Source organism: Gordonia hirsuta DSM 44140 = NBRC 16056 (assembly GCF_000333015.1).
Lineage (GTDB): Bacteria > Actinomycetota > Actinomycetes > Mycobacteriales > Mycobacteriaceae > Gordonia > Gordonia hirsuta.
Genome location: NZ_BANT01000018.1, coordinates 114,374 through 130,654, shown reverse-complemented (window position 1 = coordinate 130,654; position 16,281 = coordinate 114,374). Strand labels below are relative to the sequence as shown.

The following is a 16,281-nucleotide window of genomic DNA, read 5'->3' as shown; positions in this document are numbered from 1 at the left end:
CAACGCCGCGTGTCAGCGCGATTCCGTCGGCGCCATGCGCTACCATCTCGAACAGTTGTTCGCAGAGGTGTTCGGCTGGACGGAAGCGGGAGGTGACGCGGCGTGCGCGTGATGGGCGTGGATCCGGGCCTGACCCGGTGCGGTATCGCGCTGGTGGAGTCCGGTGCCGGCCGCACCGTCACCGCGCTGGACGTCGATGTGGTGCGCACACCGTCGTCGATGGAACTGCCCGAACGGCTGCTGGCCATTCACGCCGCGGCGCAGCACTGGATGGACACCCACAGTCCGGACGTCGTCGCCGTCGAACGAGTTTTCGCCCAGCGGCAGGTCAGCACGGCCATGGGGACGGCTCAGGCAGCCGGAGTGGTGGCGCTGGCCGCCGCCCAGCGCGAAATTCCCGTCCGGTTCCACACCCCCAGTGAGGTCAAGGCTGCGGTCACCGGATCCGGGCGTGCTGATAAAGCCCAGGTCACCATGATGGTGACCCGGATCCTGGGTATGCAGCAGGCGCCCAAGCCGGCTGATGCGGCCGATGCGCTGGCGTTGGCGATCTGCCACTGCTGGCGCGGGCCGGTCAACGAACGCATGGAAGAGGCGGCGCGTGCCGCGCGCCTCGCTCAGGAGGCGCATCGGCGCCGGCTGGCCGAGGCGCAGGCCGAATACGCACGAGTGAAGGCGGGACAACAGTGATCTCCTCGGTCTCCGGTGAAGTGATCGACATCGCCCTCGATCACGCCGTCGTCGAATGCGCCGGAGTCGGTTACCGGGTGCTGGCCACCCCGCCGACCCTGGCGACGCTGCGCCGCGGCGAGCACGTCCGGCTGCGCACCGCGATGGTGGTGCGCGAGGACTCGATGACGCTGTACGGCTTCACCGATCCCGATGCGCGGGAGCTGTTCGGGATCTTGCAGACCGTCACCGGGGTGGGGCCACGCCTGGCGATGGCCACCCTGGCGGTGCTGGAACCGGATCGGCTGCGACGGGCCCTGGCCGACTCGGATGTGAAGGCGCTGACCGCGGTGCCCGGGATCGGTAAACGCGTCGGTGAACGGCTGGTGGTGGAGCTGCGCGACAAGGTCGCCGCACCCTCCGAGGCCGGCCCGGCGCAGGTTCCGGGTAGTGCAGCCGGAGTCGCTGCCCAGGTGACCGAGGCGCTGATCGGGCTGGGGTTCACCGAGAACGCCGCCGGACAGGCGGTGGCGCGCGTGCTGGCCGATGATCCCGGTGCCGATTCGGCGGCGCTGCTGCGCGCCGCCCTGGCCGGCCTCGGGCCGCGGCGATGAACGACGACTTCGAGGCGGAGGAGCTGCTGGCTGGAACGCAGGTTCCCGGGGACGCGGACCTGGATGCGAGCCTGCGGCCCAAGACCCTGGCCGACTTCATCGGCCAGGCCAAGGTGCGCGAACAACTCGAATTGGTGCTGCACGCTGCGCGCAACCGGGGCCGCACCCCCGACCACATCCTGCTGTCCGGTCCGCCGGGACTGGGGAAGACCTCCCTGGCGATGATCATCGCCGCCGAGATGGGGGCGGCCATCCGCATCACCTCCGGTCCGGCGCTCGAGCGCGCCGGGGATCTGGCGGCGATGCTGTCCAATCTCGTCGAAGGCGATGTGCTCTTCATCGACGAGATCCACCGCATCGCCCGGCCCGCCGAGGAGATGCTCTACCTGGCCATGGAGGACTTCCGCGTCGACGTGGTCGTCGGAAAGGGTCCCGGGGCCACCTCCATCCCGCTGGATGTGGCGCCTTTCACACTGGTCGGCGCGACGACGCGCTCGGGTGCGCTGACCGGGCCGCTGCGCGACCGCTTCGGGTTCACCGCGCACATGGAGTTCTACGAGACCGCCGAACTGGTACAGGTGCTGGCCCGGTCGGCCGCGATCCTGGGCATTGCACTGGAACCGGAGGCCGCGGTGGAGGTGGCCGGACGCTCGCGTGGCACCCCGCGCATCGCCAACCGGCTGCTGCGCCGGGTGCGCGACTATGCCGAGGTGCGCGGTGACGGGCGGATCGATGTGCCCAGTGCCCAGGCGGCCCTGGCGGTCTACGACGTCGACGAACTGGGCCTGGATCGCCTCGATCGCGCGGTCCTGGGTGCCCTGGTGCGCGGCTTCGGCGGAGGACCGGTGGGGGTGTCGACCCTGGCCGTGGCGGTCGGCGAGGAACCGGCCACCGTCGAGGAGGTGTGCGAACCGTTCCTGGTGCGCGCCGGGATGATCGCCCGCACGCCGCGAGGCCGGGTCGCTACCTCGGCCGCCTGGCATCACCTCGGGCTGACCCCGCCGGCCGGAGCGCTCAGCCAGGGTCTGGGGGTCCGGGCCCGCGAGGACGCCGCGCCGACCCTGTTCGACGACCGGCGGGGCTGACGGCGGCGGTGTCCCCGTCATCGCCCCACCACCGGCGCCTGGCACTATAGAGCGCATGGATCTATTCCTCCCCCTTCTGCTCGCCTTCGCCGTCGCGATGCTCTTCATGAGTTTCCGGAATCAGAAAAAGCGCACGCAGGCCATGAACGACATCAAAGCTCAGGCCGTGCCGGGCGCGCGTATCCAGCTCAGCAGCGGCCTGTTCGGCACCGTCCACAGCGACGACGGCGGTGAGAACATCGAGGTCGAGATCGCCCCGGGCGTGATCACTACCTGGAACCGGCTGGCCATCCGCGAGGTGGTCACCGACCACACCGATACCGAGGCGCCGGACTGGGCAGCCGACGCCGGCGCCGACGAGATCGGGCTCGACGAGCAGATCACCGAGATCCCCTCGGACGACGCGCCGGAGGCGTCGAACGATCCGGATACGAAGGACAAGTAGGCTTTCGGTCCGTGAGCAATCCCTCCCCACGTCCGCGCCGGTCGGTGGCGCGCAACGTCATCCCGCCGTGGCAGCCGTTGACGGCGTTCCTGGCACTGATGGCCATCGTGTACGCGCTGATCTTCTTCACCGGCGACGGTAAACCCGAACCGAAACTCGGGATCGACCTGCAGGGCGGCACCCGGGTGGTGCTGACCGCCCGCACCGATGACGGCAAGGCCCCCCAGCGCGATCAGCTGGATCTGGCGCGTTCGATCATCGAGCAGCGGGTCAACGGCCTGGGTGTCGGCGGCTCCGAAGTGGTGGTCAACGGCAGCAACATCGTGATCACCGTGCCCGGCGACGACGGTAAGCAGGCCCGTGCCCTCGGCCAGACCGCCCGCCTGTTCATCCGGCCGGTCGACCCGGTCACCGGTACGGTGCCGGCGACCCCGCAGCCGGAGCAGGAAGGGCCCCGGCCGGCCGATATGACCGCGCAGCAGCAGGCTGCGGCGATCGAGGAGCAGCGCCGACTGCGCCAGGCTCCCGCCGATGCCGACGATGCACGGCTGCAGCAGCTGCGCGAACACATGGCGAAGATGAACTGTTCGCCGGACTGGGCCGATCCGCTGGTCGGGCACGATTCGCCCGACCAGTACCTGGTCGCCTGCAGCGATGACGGCGAAGCGGTCTACCTGCTCGAACCGAAGCTGATCGACGGCCGGGACGTGGCCAAGGCCTCTGCCCAGCAGAACGACACCGGCGCCTGGGTCGTCATCGTCGACTACGAGGGTGACGCCCGCAAGACCTGGGCCGAGTACACCGCGGCCAACATCGGCCGCCAGACTGCGGTGACGCTGGACTCGCGGGTGCTGAGCGCACCGTCGATCAACTCGGCGATCACCGGCAGTACCGAGATCAGCGGCGACTTCACCCAGGACGCGGCCCAATCGCTGGCCAACGCCCTCAAGTACGGTTCGCTGCCGCTGTCGTTCAGCGCCTCCGAGGCCGAAACGGTTTCGGCGACCCTGGGCTGGCAGGCCCTGCGCGCGGCCCTGATCGCCGGTCTGATCGGTCTGATCGCCGTGCTGATCTATTCGCTGGCCTACTACCGCATGCTGGGTTTCCTGGCCGCTGGTTCGCTGGTCGTCGCCGGGATCATGGTCTACGGCGTGATGGTGCTGCTGGGCCGATGGATCGGTTTCACCCTCGACCTGGCCGGGATGGCCGGTCTGATCATCGGTATCGGTATGACGGCGGACTCGTTCGTCGTCTACTTCGAGCGCATCAAGGACGAGATGCGTGAGGGCCGCAGCTTCAAATCGGCGGTGCCCCGTGGCTGGGCGAGCGCGCGGCGCACCATCTGGACCGGTAACGCGGTCAGCTTCATCGCTTCGGTGATCATCTACGCACTGGCCGTCGGCGAGGTCCGGGGCTTCGCCTTCACCCTCGGCCTGTCGACGCTGCTGGACGTTCTGGTGGTCTTCCTGGTGACCCATCCGCTGGTGGAGCTGTCGACGCGCTCGAAGTTCCTGTCCAAGCCCAGTATCAACGGCCTCGGCGCGGTCAGTGAGGTGGCCAGGGCCCGCCGCCGGGCCGCCGCACGCAGCAGCTCGGCGAAGGAGTCGATCCAGTGACCAATCAGCAGCCGTCCGATCAGCCGCCGACCGGGATCGATGTCGTCGACGACGGACCCACCACGCAGTGGCAGGACGCTGATTACGTCAGCGACAGCAACCGCAGCTTCCTCTCGCGCCTGTACACCGGTACCGGCGCCTTCGAGATCGTCGGACAGCGCCGTCGTTGGTACATCGTCTCCGGCATCATCCTGGCGATCTGCATCGCGTCGATGATCTTCCGCGGCTTCACCTTCGGCATCGACTTCGAAGGCGGCACCCAGTTGTCCCTGCCGAACAAGCCGCCGCTGACCAGCGCCTCGGTCGAAGAGGTGGTGCAGGATTCGCTCGGCTTCGCCCCGCACATGGTGCAGACCGCCGGCAGCGGTGCGGCCTCGACCATCCAGGTCCGGCTCGATCACCTGGATCAGGCACAGACGACGACGGTCTCCGAGGCGCTGGCGACCGCGTTCGCCCCGGCTATCACCAGCGGTGACGTCAGCAGCTCGGACGTCAGTAGCACCTGGGGTGCGGAGATCACCAGGAAGATGCTGATCGCCTTGGTGGTCTTCCTGGTGGTGGTGTTCGTCTACATCGCCCTGCGGTTCGACCGGGAGATGTCGATCGCCTCGATGGCCTCTTTGTTCTTCGACCTCATCGTGACCGCCGGCATCTATTCACTGGTCGGCTTCGAGGTGACACCGGCGATGGTGATCGGCCTGCTGACCATCCTGGGCTTCTCCGTCTACGACACCGTGGTGGTGTTCGACAAGGTCGAAGAGAACACCCGCGGGGTGTTTGCGACCCGCCGTCGTACCTATGCCGAACAGACGAACCTGGCGGTGAACCAGACGTTCATGCGCTCGATCAACACGACGGTGTTCTCGGTGCTGCCGATCATCGCACTGATGGTGGTGGCCGTCTGGATGCTCGGGGTGGGCACCCTCAAGGACCTGGCACTGGTGCAGCTGGTCGGCGTCATGGTGGGTACCTTCTCGTCGATCTACCTGGCCGCACCGCTGCTGGTCAGCCTGAAGGAACGCAAACCCGCCATCGCCGAGCACACCCGCAAGGTGCTGGCCCGGCGCGCCCGGCTCGAGGCACAGCAGGCATGACCGGGCGCCGGCGCGTGATCCGCGGAGTCGTCGTCGGGCTGGCCGCCACCCTGGTGGGCACCCTCACCGTCGCCTGCGGCGGCAGCGATCGCGATCAGATCGACTATCTGGTCGACGCCGGCGTGCCCGATTACAACGTCAACACCGTCGAGGGTTACTCCTCGGGTGCCATCATGGCGCTGGCCCGGGTACTGCCCGGGTTCAGCTACCTCGGTCCGGACGGGCAGGTGGTCGCCGACCGGGACATCGGCACGGTCACCGTGCAGGAAGGCTCGACGCTCACCCTGGAATACACCTTCGACGAGAAGGCCGTCTACTCCGACGGCGCCCCGATGGTGTGTGACGATCTGGCGCTGGCCGCCGCGGCGATGGGTGGGAAGGTTCGCGGCTTCGCTCCGGCCACCACGGCCGGCTACCGGGACATCAGCAAGGTCGACTGCACTGCCGGGGCCAAGAGCGCCACCGTCGTATTCGCCCGGGGGCGGGACTATGTCCAGTGGCAGAGCCTGTTCGGGGTGGGCGCGCTGCTGCCGGCCCACGTGGTCGGACGCCGTTCGGGGGTCACCGACGTGGTCGGTGCCCTCAACTCAGGGGACCAGCGGGCGATCGCGAAGATTGCCGAAGCCTGGAACACCGGCTTCCAGCTGGAGCCCGGCCGGCAGATCGACGCCGCGGACTTCCCCTCGGCCGGTCCGTACCGGCTCGAGTCGTTCACCGCCGAGGACGGGTTGACGCTGGTCGCCAACGAGACGTGGTGGGGCGATGCTCCCGCGACTCGGAAGGTGGTGGTGTGGCCTCGCGGCACCGAGTCCGACCGGGCCGTCGCCGACAGCAGGATCGAGGTCCTCGACACGGCGGACCTGGCGCTGGCAGATCGGGTGATGGGCCGTGCGGCCGCCGGGGCCGAGGGATCGGAGAACCGGACCTCCGCCAAGGATCCCCGTCCGCTATCGGTCACTCAGTTGGTACCGGCCGCTCGGGGAGTGATGAGCGAGCCGGCAGTGCGTCGCGCATTCGCCGCGTGCGTGCCCCGCGATGAGCTGGCCCGCCGGTTCGGCGCCAACGGTCTGGTCTGGTCGCTGCGAACCATCGCTCCCGGCGATCCCCTCGGCAGTGCACTCAACTCCCAGTACGCCCGTCGCTATCCGCGCGCCGACGTCAAACTCGCCCGCAATATCCTGGCACAGCGCCCGGGCGCAGAGGACGGCCGCCCGCGCCCGGTCACGGTGCGTCTGGGCTACGTGGCCCCCGACCCGACCGGTAAGGCCGTTACCGCCGCGATCGCCGCCTCATGCGCTGCCGCCGGCATCACGGTGATCGATGCAGGGGCACCGGGGCTGACGCCGGGGGCTTTGGGTCGCGAGGTGGATATGCTGTTGACCAATGGCCCCACCGGCAGCGCTGCAGCCGGTACCGCTTCGGGCTTTCCCGATGCCTTCCAGTTGTTCGGCGGCGACCCCCTGAACCTGTCGAACTTCCGCAATCCGCAGGCCTCCGGAGCGATCAACGATCTGTCCCTCACCCGCAGTGACAGTGCCCGACTGCCGCTGGCACGGACCGCCGAGACTGCTGCGTGGGACGCCCTGGCGTCGATCCCGCTGTACGGGACAGTGCGGGCCCGCGAAAACACCGGGGGAGCCGGTCAGGTGGTGCCCGGCCTCGCACAGACCGGCACCGGATGGAACATGGACCGATGGACCCGCAAGTGACCGCCGTCGATGCCCCGCTGGCACGGGCCCGGGCGGCCATCGACACCCATGTGCGACTGGTCGACGACTTTCCCTCGCCGGGAATCGCCTTCAAAGACCTGACCCCGGTCCTGGCAGATCCGGAAGGCCTGGCGGCAGTGGTGTCGGCGATGGCGCACTATTGCGCCGGCGCCGACTACATCGCCGGCATCGATGCGCGCGGTTTCCTGCTGGGTGGGGCGATCGCCCGTGAGCTGAACATCGGGGTGATCGCGGTGCGCAAGGGCGGGAAGCTACCGCCGCCGGTGATCGGTGTGGACTATGAACTCGAATACGGCAGCGCGCGCCTGGAGGTGCCGGCGACCGGACTGGCACTGGCCGGGACGCAGGTCGCGATCGTCGACGATGTGCTGGCCACCGGCGGGACCCTTGCCGCGGCCGCCCGTCTGTTCACTGAGGCCGGCGCACACGTGCAGGGGCTGGCCGTGATCATGGAATTGGCCGGGCTCGGCGGACGTGCCGCGCTGGCCGGCGGGCTGGGCATCGCTGTTCCGGTCCACAACCTCTGCGACGGGTGAGAGCCGACCGATTTTCCGGTGGCCCTGCGGCTAAACTGCGGGCATGAGCGAAGCGGACACCGGACGACGGCCCGACGACGGTGGTACGCCGCTGAGCTCGCGGCGGGTGCGCGCCCGACTGGCCCGCCGGATGACCGCGGCCCCGCGCGGGGCCATCGACCCGGTCCTGGAACCACTGGCCGCACTGCATCGGGAGGTCTACCCGAAGGCCGATGTCGCCGTTCTCCAGCGCGCTTACGATGTGGCCGCCACCCATCACGAGGGGCAGTTCCGTAAGTCCGGCGATCCGTACATCACCCACCCGCTGGCCGTGGCCACCATCCTGGCGGACCTGGGCATGGACACCATCACCCTGGTTGCGGCGCTGTTGCACGACACCGTGGAAGACACCGGCTACGCGCTGGAGCAGCTGTCCAGCGACTTCGGTCCCGAGGTGGCGCATCTGGTCGACGGGGTCACGAAGCTGGACAAGGTGGCCCTGGGCAGTGCCGCCGAAGGCGAGACCATCCGCAAGATGATCATCGCCATGGCCCGAGATCCACGGGTACTGGTGATCAAGGTCGCCGACCGACTGCACAACATGCGCACCATGCGTTTTCTGCCGCCGGAAAAGCAGGCCCGCAAGGCGCGCGAGACGCTGGAAGTGATCGCTCCGCTGGCGCATCGGCTCGGTATGGCCACCGTCAAGTGGGAACTGGAGGATCTGGCCTTTGCGATCCTGCACCCGAAACGGTACGAGGAGATCGTCCGGCTGGTCGCTGACCGCGCGCCCAGCCGCGACACCTATCTGGCCCGGGTCCGAACCGACCTGAACAATGCACTGGCCGGCTCCCGGATCAGCGCGACCGTGGAAGGCCGTCCGAAGCACTACTGGTCGATCTATCAGAAGATGATCGTCAAGGGCCGGGACTTCGACGACATCCACGATCTGGTGGGCATGCGTATCCTCTGTGACGAGGTCCGCGACTGCTACGCGGCGGTGGGAGTGGTGCACTCGCTGTGGCATCCGATGGCCGGCCGATTCAAGGACTACATCGCCCAGCCCAGTTACGGGGTCTACCAGTCGCTGCACACCACCGTCATCGGGCCCGAGGGCAAACCCCTGGAGGTGCAGATCCGGACACACGACATGCACCGTACCGCCGAGTTCGGCATCGCCGCGCACTGGCGCTACAAGGAGGGGCGCAAGGGCAAGGGCCGCAAGGCCACCGACGTCGCCGAGGTCGACGATATGGCCTGGATGCGCCAGCTGCTGGACTGGCAGCGCGAGGCCGCCGATCCCGGAGAGTTCCTCGAATCGCTGCGTTACGACCTGGCGGTCAAGGAGATCTTCGTGTTCACCCCGAAGGGTGACGTGGTGACCCTGCCGACCGGTTCGACACCGGTCGATTTCGCCTACGCCGTGCACACCGAAGTCGGGCACCGATGCATCGGCGCCCGCGTCAACGGCCGCCTGGTGGCCCTGGAGCGGCCGTTGGAGAACGGTGAGGTGGTGGAGGTCTTCACCGCCAAGGACGAGAACGCCGGTCCCAGCAAGGACTGGCAGAGCTTCGTCGTCTCCCCGCGGGCCAAGGCCAAGATCCGGCAATGGTTCGCCAAAGAACGCCGCGAAGAGGCGCTGGACACCGGCAAAGACGCGATTATCAAGGAGGTCCGCCGGGCAGGTCTTCCGCTGCAGCGGCTGCTGTCGGCCGACTCGATCAACACCCTGGCCAAAGAATTGGGCTACAACGACGTCGATGGCCTGTACACGGCCGTCGGCGAACACAACCTGACCGCCGGCCGGGTGGTGCACCGGCTGGTCACCATGCTCGGCGGGGTCGACAGTGCCGAAGAGGAGCTGGCCGAACGCTCCACCCCGTCCACGCTGTCACCGAGCGTGCGGCACGGCAGTGCCGACAGTGGGGTTCAGGTCGAGGACATCGACAACGTGCTGGTCAAACTGGCCAAATGCTGTACGCCGGTACCGGGCGATGAGATCCTCGGCTTCGTCACCCGCGGCGGCGGGGTCAGCGTGCACCGGGACGACTGCACCAATGCGGCTGCCCTGCGCGCACAGTCCGAGCGGCTCGTCGCTGTGCACTGGGCACCGAGTCCGTCGTCGGTCTTCCTGGTCGCTATCCAGGTCGAGGCACTGGACCGGCACCGGCTGCTCTCCGACATCACCCGGGTTCTGGCCGACGAACGGGTCAACATCCTCTCGGCCACCGTACAGACCGGCCGGGATCGCGTCGCTGTCAGCAAGTTCACCTTCGAGATGGGTGATCCGAAACATCTGGGACACGTACTCAACGTGGTGCGCAACGTCGAGGGCGTCTACGACGTCTACCGGGTCACCTCGGCGTCCTGAGCCCGGGCCACCTCGCCGGCACTGCAGCGGGGAACGCTTCGGCCCGTGAGCGGTCCCTCGGTGAGCCCGGTTCCGGCCCTGCTCGGTCCCGGCGGTGGTCAGTCGCTGACGGCGACATCCTTGATGATCACCGGTGTCTTGGGCAGACCGGCCTCGGGCTGCTCGCCTGGCTTGGGGGTGTTGGCACCCGGGCCGCGAACGATACCGTTGTCGGCGATCTTGTCCAGGATCGCCATTCCGCTCTGGTCGACGTGGCCGATCACCGCGTAGTTCGGCAGCAGCGGGGTGTCCTTGAGGAAGAAGTACAGGGTGCCGGCACCGGTATTGTCCGCACCCGGCTGGCCCATCATCGGATTCTCCGGCTGATTGGCGTTGAAGACCGCGATCGTCCCCTTGGGGTAGGTCACCAGCTGCTCGGACGGATCGAGCGGGTTCGGTTCACCGTGCGGCTTCAGCTCCGTCGGCATCTCATCGGGCATGCCCCACCCGGGGTTGCCGCCGGCCCAGCCGGCCTGGGTGCCGGCGGTGGTGGTCGGGTCACCGCACAGGATCGCCCCGCCGTCCTTGGAGATGGCGATCGAACTGCAGGGGACGTCGTTGTAGTAGCCGGACTCGGCCAGGGTCAGCACCCCGTTGACATTGCAGGGAGCGTCGGCCCGGTTCAGCGTGGCATCGATCGCCCCGATGCTGGTGTCGAAGCTGACCGAGACGGTGCCGTCTTTGAACGGCCGGGTGTCCGGTCTGGGGGCGGTGCGCAGCTTGTCGGATCCCTTGCGGTAGTGGTCCAGCAATTCCTGAACCTGTCCGCGTTGTTCAGCCGGGACCGTATCGGGCAGCTCGTCGGGAAGTTCCTTGAACGGATCGGCAGCCTCGTTGTAGACGCAGGTCACGCGGCGGGAATCGTCCCACGCCCGGTAGCCGAAGTAGGCACCGGTGGCCAGGACCGCGATCGCGACCGCACCGGCGGCCGACCAGATCATCATCCGGCGTTTGCGAGCCTGCGCGTGTTCTGCCTCCAGTCGCTGTTCCAGCTTGCGTTTCGCGGCTTCGCGGCGCTGCTCGTTGCTCGTCACGCGGGGAATCCTCCTGGTGGTCTGCCGCCATGGAAGACGTGACGGCCCATCGGCGCCCCATGCTATCGCAGGGCACCCCCGCAGCCGGGGACCGGTGCGCCGGTGCGCGCGGACCGGCGCGGTCCTGAGATACTGACGGACAGAGTCGGTCGACTCACTCCGAGACACCATCAGGAAGGCAGCCGTGATCATCACCGGTTTTCCCGCGGGCATGTTCCAGACCAACTGTTACCTGGTCGCCGACGAGGACACCCGCGAGGCGATCATCATCGATCCCGGCCAGGATGCGGCCCCGCAGGTGCGGTCCCTGCTGACCGAACAGTCGCTGACGCCGGTGGCGATCTTCCTGACGCACGGCCACCTCGATCACACCTGGAACGCTCAGGAACTGGCCGATGAATACTCGATTCCGGTCTACATCCATCCCGAGGACCGCGGCATGCTCACCAAACCGGGGGAGGGTCTGGGCAAGGCGCTGGCGACGATGATCGGTGTGCTCAAATTCCGGGAACCGGAGAAGGTGATCGAATTCGGCGATGACGAAGAGATCGATGTCGCCGGGATCCGCTGGAAGGTCGACCACGCACCCGGACATTCCCCCGGCAGTGTGCTGCTGTCGCTGGAGGTACCGACCGAGGAGGGCATCGCTCCGGTGTGCTTCGCCGGCGACGTGCTCTTCGCCGGTTCGATCGGCCGTACCGATCTGCCCGGCGGCAGCCACCAGCAGCTGCTCGACTCGATCGCCGACAAGCTGCTGCCGCGCGACGATCAGACGCTGATTCTGCCCGGACACGGCCCGCAGACCACCATCGGCGCCGAACGCGCCGGCAACCCGTTCCTGGCCGCTGCGCCGGGCGATGTGAAGAAGGGACGATTCGGGCTGTGAGCGCAGAATTCGTCGCCCCCAAGGGGATCCCGGACTACTACCCGCCGGCTTCGGCCGACTTCCTGGCAGTCCGTGAGACGCTGAGCGAGGCCGCCCACCGGGCCGGTTACGGGCACATCGAGCTGCCCGTCTTCGAAGACACGGCCCTGTTCGCCCGCGGTGTGGGCGAGTCCACCGATGTGGTCAGCAAAGAGATGTACACCTTCGCCGACCGCGGTGGCCGCAGCGTCACCCTGCGGCCGGAGGGAACGGCAGGTGTGATGCGCGCGGTGATCCAGCACGGTCTGGACCGCGGGCAGCTGCCGGTCAAGGTCTCCTATGCGGGGCCGTTCTTCCGCTACGAACGCCCCCAGGCCGGGCGCTACCGTCAGCTGCAGCAGGTCGGGGTCGAGGCCATCGGCGTCGACGATCCGGCGCTGGACGCCGAGGTGATCGCGGTCGCCGATGAGGGCTATCGCCGTTTGGGTCTGACCGGCTACCGCCTGGAACTGACCTCATTGGGTGACGACACCTGCCGGCCGCAGTACCGGCAGGTGCTGCAAGAGTTCCTGCTGAACCTGGACCTGGATGAACCGACCCGCGACCGGGCCCGGATCAACCCGCTGCGGGTGCTCGACGACAAGCGCCCCGAGGTCAAGGAGATGACCGCCGGTGCACCGCTGATGATCGATCATCTCAGCGACTCGGCCCGCGACCACTTCGCCGCGGTCCGCCGTCACCTCGACCGGCTCGGGGTGGCCTATGAGTTGAACCCGCGCCTGGTCCGCGGCCTGGACTACTACACCAAGACCACCTTCGAGTTCGTGCACGACGGTCTCGGTGCGCAGTCCGGCATCGGCGGCGGAGGCCGCTACGACGGCCTGATGCGTCAGATCGGCGGGAAGCAGGACCTGTCGGGTATCGGTTTCGGGATCGGCGTGGACCGCACCGTCCTGGCCCTGGCCGCCGAGGGCGTCTCGGTGGCCGGTCGCGGCCGGGTACAGGTCTACGGGGTGCCGCTGGGCGAGGCGGCCAAGGGCGAACTCGTCGCGCTGGCCGGACGTCTGCGGGAGGCCGGAATCAGCGTCGATCTGTCGTACGGCGATCGCGGCATCAAGGGGGCGATGAAGGCCGCTGATCGTTCCGGCGCCGCGATCGCGTTGGTGCTCGGGGAGAACGAACTGGCCGAACGAACCATCGAGCTCAAGGATCTGGCTACCGGCGATCAGGTCAAGGTCGGGCTCGACGAGGTCCTGACCGAGTTGAGCGCCCGCCTGCGGGGCTGACCCGAACCGGCCAGGAACCGGCTACAGGTCGTTGGTGGCGAAGGTGTCGCATTTGCGGACCGAGCCGCTGGAATAACCGATCTGGAACCAACGGACCCGCTGCTGGGCCGATCCGTGCGTCCAACTCTCCGGATTCGAGCGCGCACCCTGGATGGTGTCGTCGCCGATGGCGCGCGCGGTCTGGATCACCGTGGCGATCTGCTCCTCGGTGATCGGCTGCAGATAGCCCGAGCCGGTGCCCTCCTGGGCGTGGTAGGCCCACACCCCGGCCAGGCAGTCGGCCTGCAGCTCGATGCGGACCGAGCCGTCGTTGCCCATCCGCTGGCCCTTGGCCAGAACACCGAGCAGGTTCTCGACGTGATGGCCGTACTCGTGGGCCACCACGTACATCTGCGCCAGGGAGCCGTCCGAGCCGCCCATCCGCTTGAGGTCCTGGAAGAAACTCGGGTCGAAGTAGGCCGTCTGGTCGGCAGGGCAGTAGAACGGGCCCATCGCCGAGGAGGCCGCACCGCAGCCGGTGTTGATGTTGCCCGAGAAGATCACGGTGTTCGGCTCGGTGTAGCCGTTGATCAGTTTGGGCCAGATCGTGTCCAGACTCTGGGCGGTCGCGGTGATGATGCACACCGAATCGCCGTCGTTGGCCTTTTCGTATGTGCACTCGTCGATGTGCTGCTGCAGCTCGGCGTTGTTACTGGTGGTGCCGACGTCCTGGCCCAGGCTGGAGGTGGGTCCACCGCCGGTCAGACTGCCCATGTCGATACCGAAGAGCAGCGCCACGATCGTCACGATCAGACCGATCCCGCCGCCGAGTGCGATGCGGCCGCCGCCGAATCCGCCGCCGGAGCCTCCCGAACCGCCGGCGCTCACCCGGCCGGATTCGATACGACCACTACCCTGAAAAGTCACGGCTCAATAATGACACAGCCACGCCGTTTCTCCCGGGGATGCGACGCTGGTCGGCGGGGGTAACTGCGCGACCGGAGTCGCGTCCGCAGGCGCGGGAGGGGATGCGAGATGCCCTCGCGGGGCGACGCCGCCTAGAATCGGACGTCGACCATGTCTGCCGTGTCCGGCAACGCTGAAAGGAACTCAGTGCTTCGCACCCATCTCGCCGGTGAACTCCGCGCGGAGAACGCCAACCAGACCGTCACCGTTGCCGGCTGGGTCGCCCGCCGTCGTGATCACGGAGGTGTGGTCTTCATCGATCTGCGCGACAGCTCCGGTCTGGTCCAGGTGGTCTTCCGGGACGAGCAGGTGGCCGAAGCGGCGCACCGGCTGCGCGCCGAATACGTGGTGCAGGTGACCGGGCAGGTCGAGGTCCGGCCGGCCGGAAGCGAGAACGCGGCCCTGGCCTCGGGTGACATCGAGATCAACGCCCGCGAACTGACGGTGCTCAACGAGTCGGCGCCGCTGCCGTTCCAGCTCGACGAGCATCCCGGTGAGGAGGCCCGCCTGCGCTACCGCTACCTGGATCTGCGCCGTGAAGCCCCCGCCCGCGCGCTGCGGTTGCGCTCGGCGGCCAACGCCGCCGCCCGCTCGGTGCTCGCTGCCAACGACTTCCTGGAGATCGAGACCCCGACGCTGACCCGCTCGACCCCCGAGGGCGCCCGCGACTTCCTGGTGCCAGCGCGGCTGCAGCCGGGCACCTTCTATGCGCTGCCGCAGAGCCCGCAGCTGTTCAAGCAGTTGCTGATGGTCTCGGGTATGGAGCGCTACTACCAGATCGCCCGCTGCTACCGGGACGAGGACTTCCGGGCCGACCGCCAGCCCGAGTTCACCCAGCTCGACGTCGAGATGAGCTTCGTCGACGAGGACGATGTGATCGCCCTGGCCGAACAGATCCTGGCGGCACTGTGGGAGCTCATCGGCTACGAACTGCCGACCCCGATCCCGCGGATGACGTATGCCGATGCGATGCGGCGCTTCGGCACCGACAAGCCGGATCTGCGCTTCGGGCTGGAGCTGGTCGAATGCACCGACTACTTCGCCGACACCCCGTTCCGGGTCTTCCAGGCACCCTACGTCGGCGCCGTGGTGATGCCCGGCGGCGCATCGCAGCCACGGCGGCAGCTCGATGCCTGGCAGGAGTGGGCCCGCCAGCGCGGTGCCAAGGGGCTGGCCTATGTGCTGGTGCAGGAGGACGGCACCCTGGGCGGCCCGGTCGCCAAGAACCTCTCGGAATCCGAACGCGACGGGCTCGCCGCCCAGGTCGGCGCGCAGCCGGGCGACTGCATCTTCTTCGCCGCCGGACCGGTCAAGGCCTCGCGGGCGCTGCTGGGTGCCGCGCGCGGAGAGATCGCCGAGAAGCAGGGGCTGATCAACGACGGCGACTGGGCGTTCACCTGGATCGTCGACGCTCCGCTGTTCGAGCCGGCTGACGAGGCCACCGCTTCGGGTGACGTCGCCGTGGGCGCCGGTGCCTGGACCGCGGTGCACCACGCCTTCACCTCGCCCAAACCCGAGTCGCTGGCGGTGCTGGAAGACAATCCAGGCGAGGCACTGGCCTACGCCTACGACATCGTCTGCAACGGCAACGAGATCGGCGGCGGTTCGATCCGCATCCACCGCCGCGATATCCAGGAACGCGTCTTCGCGATCATGGGGATTCCGCCGGAGGAGGCACAGGACAAGTTCGGGTTCCTCCTGGATGCCTTCGCCTTCGGGGCGCCCCCGCACGGCGGTATCGCCTTCGGTTGGGACCGCATCGTCTCCCTGCTGGCCGGTGAGCCGTCGATCCGCGAAGTGATCGCCTTCCCCAAGTCCGGTGGCGGCATCGATCCGCTGACCGCGGCACCGGCACCGATCACCGCCCAGCAGCGCAAAGAGTCGGGGATCGACGCGACCCCGAAGGCCGATGCGCCTGCTCCGTCCGGGCCCGGCGCGTCCGATTCTGCCCCGTCGGCAGGCGGGGCTTAGAG

The 16,281-nt window shown here is 68.2% G+C and carries 14 protein-coding genes; 12 read left to right on the top strand and 2 right to left on the bottom strand.

The window, feature by feature from the left end:
• Positions 1 to 102 precede the first annotated feature (102 nt).
• From ruvC to GOHSU_RS07665, 9 genes are read left to right on the top strand one after another with little or no spacing between them, the layout of a single operon-like run.
• Positions 103 to 690 carry a crossover junction endodeoxyribonuclease RuvC gene (gene ruvC / locus GOHSU_RS07705; RefSeq protein ID WP_005939329.1) on the top strand — a complete coding sequence of 196 codons (588 nt, stop codon included), beginning with the start codon at positions 103 to 105 and terminating at the stop codon, positions 688 to 690.
• Positions 687 to 1,283: a Holliday junction branch migration protein RuvA gene (ruvA, locus tag GOHSU_RS07700; protein WP_005939327.1), complete on the top strand. Its 597-nt coding sequence runs from the start codon at positions 687 to 689 to the stop codon at positions 1,281 to 1,283. The genes ruvC and ruvA overlap by 4 nt, the downstream gene beginning before the upstream one ends.
• Positions 1,280 to 2,368: a Holliday junction branch migration DNA helicase RuvB gene (ruvB, locus tag GOHSU_RS07695; protein WP_005939325.1), complete on the top strand. Its 1,089-nt coding sequence runs from the start codon at positions 1,280 to 1,282 to the stop codon at positions 2,366 to 2,368. Before ruvA ends, ruvB begins: the two co-directional genes overlap by 4 nt.
• Before the next feature lie 55 nt (positions 2,369 to 2,423).
• Positions 2,424 to 2,813, top strand: coding sequence for a preprotein translocase subunit YajC (yajC, locus tag GOHSU_RS07690; RefSeq protein ID WP_005939323.1), 390 nt, complete (start codon positions 2,424 to 2,426; stop codon positions 2,811 to 2,813).
• An 11-nt stretch (positions 2,814 to 2,824) separates the two neighbouring features.
• On the top strand, positions 2,825 to 4,429 hold the full coding sequence (gene secD, locus GOHSU_RS07685; protein ID WP_005939321.1) for a protein translocase subunit SecD: 1,605 nt from the start codon (positions 2,825 to 2,827) through the stop codon (positions 4,427 to 4,429).
• 35 nt (positions 4,430 to 4,464) lie between these two features.
• Positions 4,465 to 5,523, top strand: coding sequence for a protein translocase subunit SecF (secF, locus tag GOHSU_RS07680; RefSeq protein ID WP_051139550.1), 1,059 nt, complete (start codon positions 4,465 to 4,467; stop codon positions 5,521 to 5,523).
• Positions 5,520 to 7,232 carry an ABC transporter substrate-binding protein gene (locus GOHSU_RS07675; RefSeq protein ID WP_005939315.1) on the top strand — a complete coding sequence of 571 codons (1,713 nt, stop codon included), beginning with the start codon at positions 5,520 to 5,522 and terminating at the stop codon, positions 7,230 to 7,232. The genes secF and GOHSU_RS07675 overlap by 4 nt, the downstream gene beginning before the upstream one ends.
• Positions 7,217 to 7,789: an adenine phosphoribosyltransferase gene (locus GOHSU_RS07670; RefSeq protein ID WP_005939312.1), complete on the top strand. Its 573-nt coding sequence runs from the start codon at positions 7,217 to 7,219 to the stop codon at positions 7,787 to 7,789. Before GOHSU_RS07675 ends, GOHSU_RS07670 begins: the two co-directional genes overlap by 16 nt.
• A 43-nt stretch (positions 7,790 to 7,832) precedes the next feature.
• A complete protein-coding gene (locus tag GOHSU_RS07665) occupies positions 7,833 to 10,139 on the top strand; it encodes a RelA/SpoT family protein (RefSeq protein ID WP_005939309.1) in 2,307 nt (768 codons plus the stop codon).
• A 98-nt stretch (positions 10,140 to 10,237) separates the two neighbouring features.
• Here GOHSU_RS07665 and GOHSU_RS07660 read toward each other — a convergent pair whose 3' ends face one another.
• A complete protein-coding gene (locus GOHSU_RS07660) occupies positions 10,238 to 11,212 on the bottom strand; it encodes a peptidylprolyl isomerase (protein WP_005939306.1) in 975 nt (324 codons plus the stop codon).
• Between the two features lie 184 nt (positions 11,213 to 11,396).
• Between GOHSU_RS07660 and GOHSU_RS07655 the strand changes: the two genes are divergently transcribed.
• Both GOHSU_RS07655 and hisS read left to right on the top strand, forming a co-directional pair.
• On the top strand, positions 11,397 to 12,098 hold the full coding sequence (locus GOHSU_RS07655) for an MBL fold metallo-hydrolase (protein WP_005939303.1): 702 nt from the start codon (positions 11,397 to 11,399) through the stop codon (positions 12,096 to 12,098).
• Positions 12,095 to 13,363, top strand: a complete 1,269-nt coding sequence (gene hisS, locus GOHSU_RS07650) for a histidine--tRNA ligase (protein ID WP_005939300.1) — start codon at positions 12,095 to 12,097, stop codon at positions 13,361 to 13,363. Before GOHSU_RS07655 ends, hisS begins: the two co-directional genes overlap by 4 nt.
• Before the next feature lie 21 nt (positions 13,364 to 13,384).
• Here the strand turns inward: hisS and ypfJ are convergent, their stop codons facing one another.
• Positions 13,385 to 14,269, bottom strand: a complete 885-nt coding sequence (gene ypfJ / locus GOHSU_RS07645) for a KPN_02809 family neutral zinc metallopeptidase (RefSeq protein WP_005939297.1) — start codon at positions 14,267 to 14,269, stop codon at positions 13,385 to 13,387.
• A gap of 186 nt (positions 14,270 to 14,455) precedes the next feature.
• Here ypfJ and aspS point away from each other — a divergent pair, with 186 nt between their 5' ends.
• Positions 14,456 to 16,279 carry an aspartate--tRNA ligase gene (gene aspS, locus GOHSU_RS07640; RefSeq protein WP_005939294.1) on the top strand — a complete coding sequence of 608 codons (1,824 nt, stop codon included), beginning with the start codon at positions 14,456 to 14,458 and terminating at the stop codon, positions 16,277 to 16,279.
• The last annotated feature ends 2 nt before the right edge of the window (positions 16,280 to 16,281 follow it).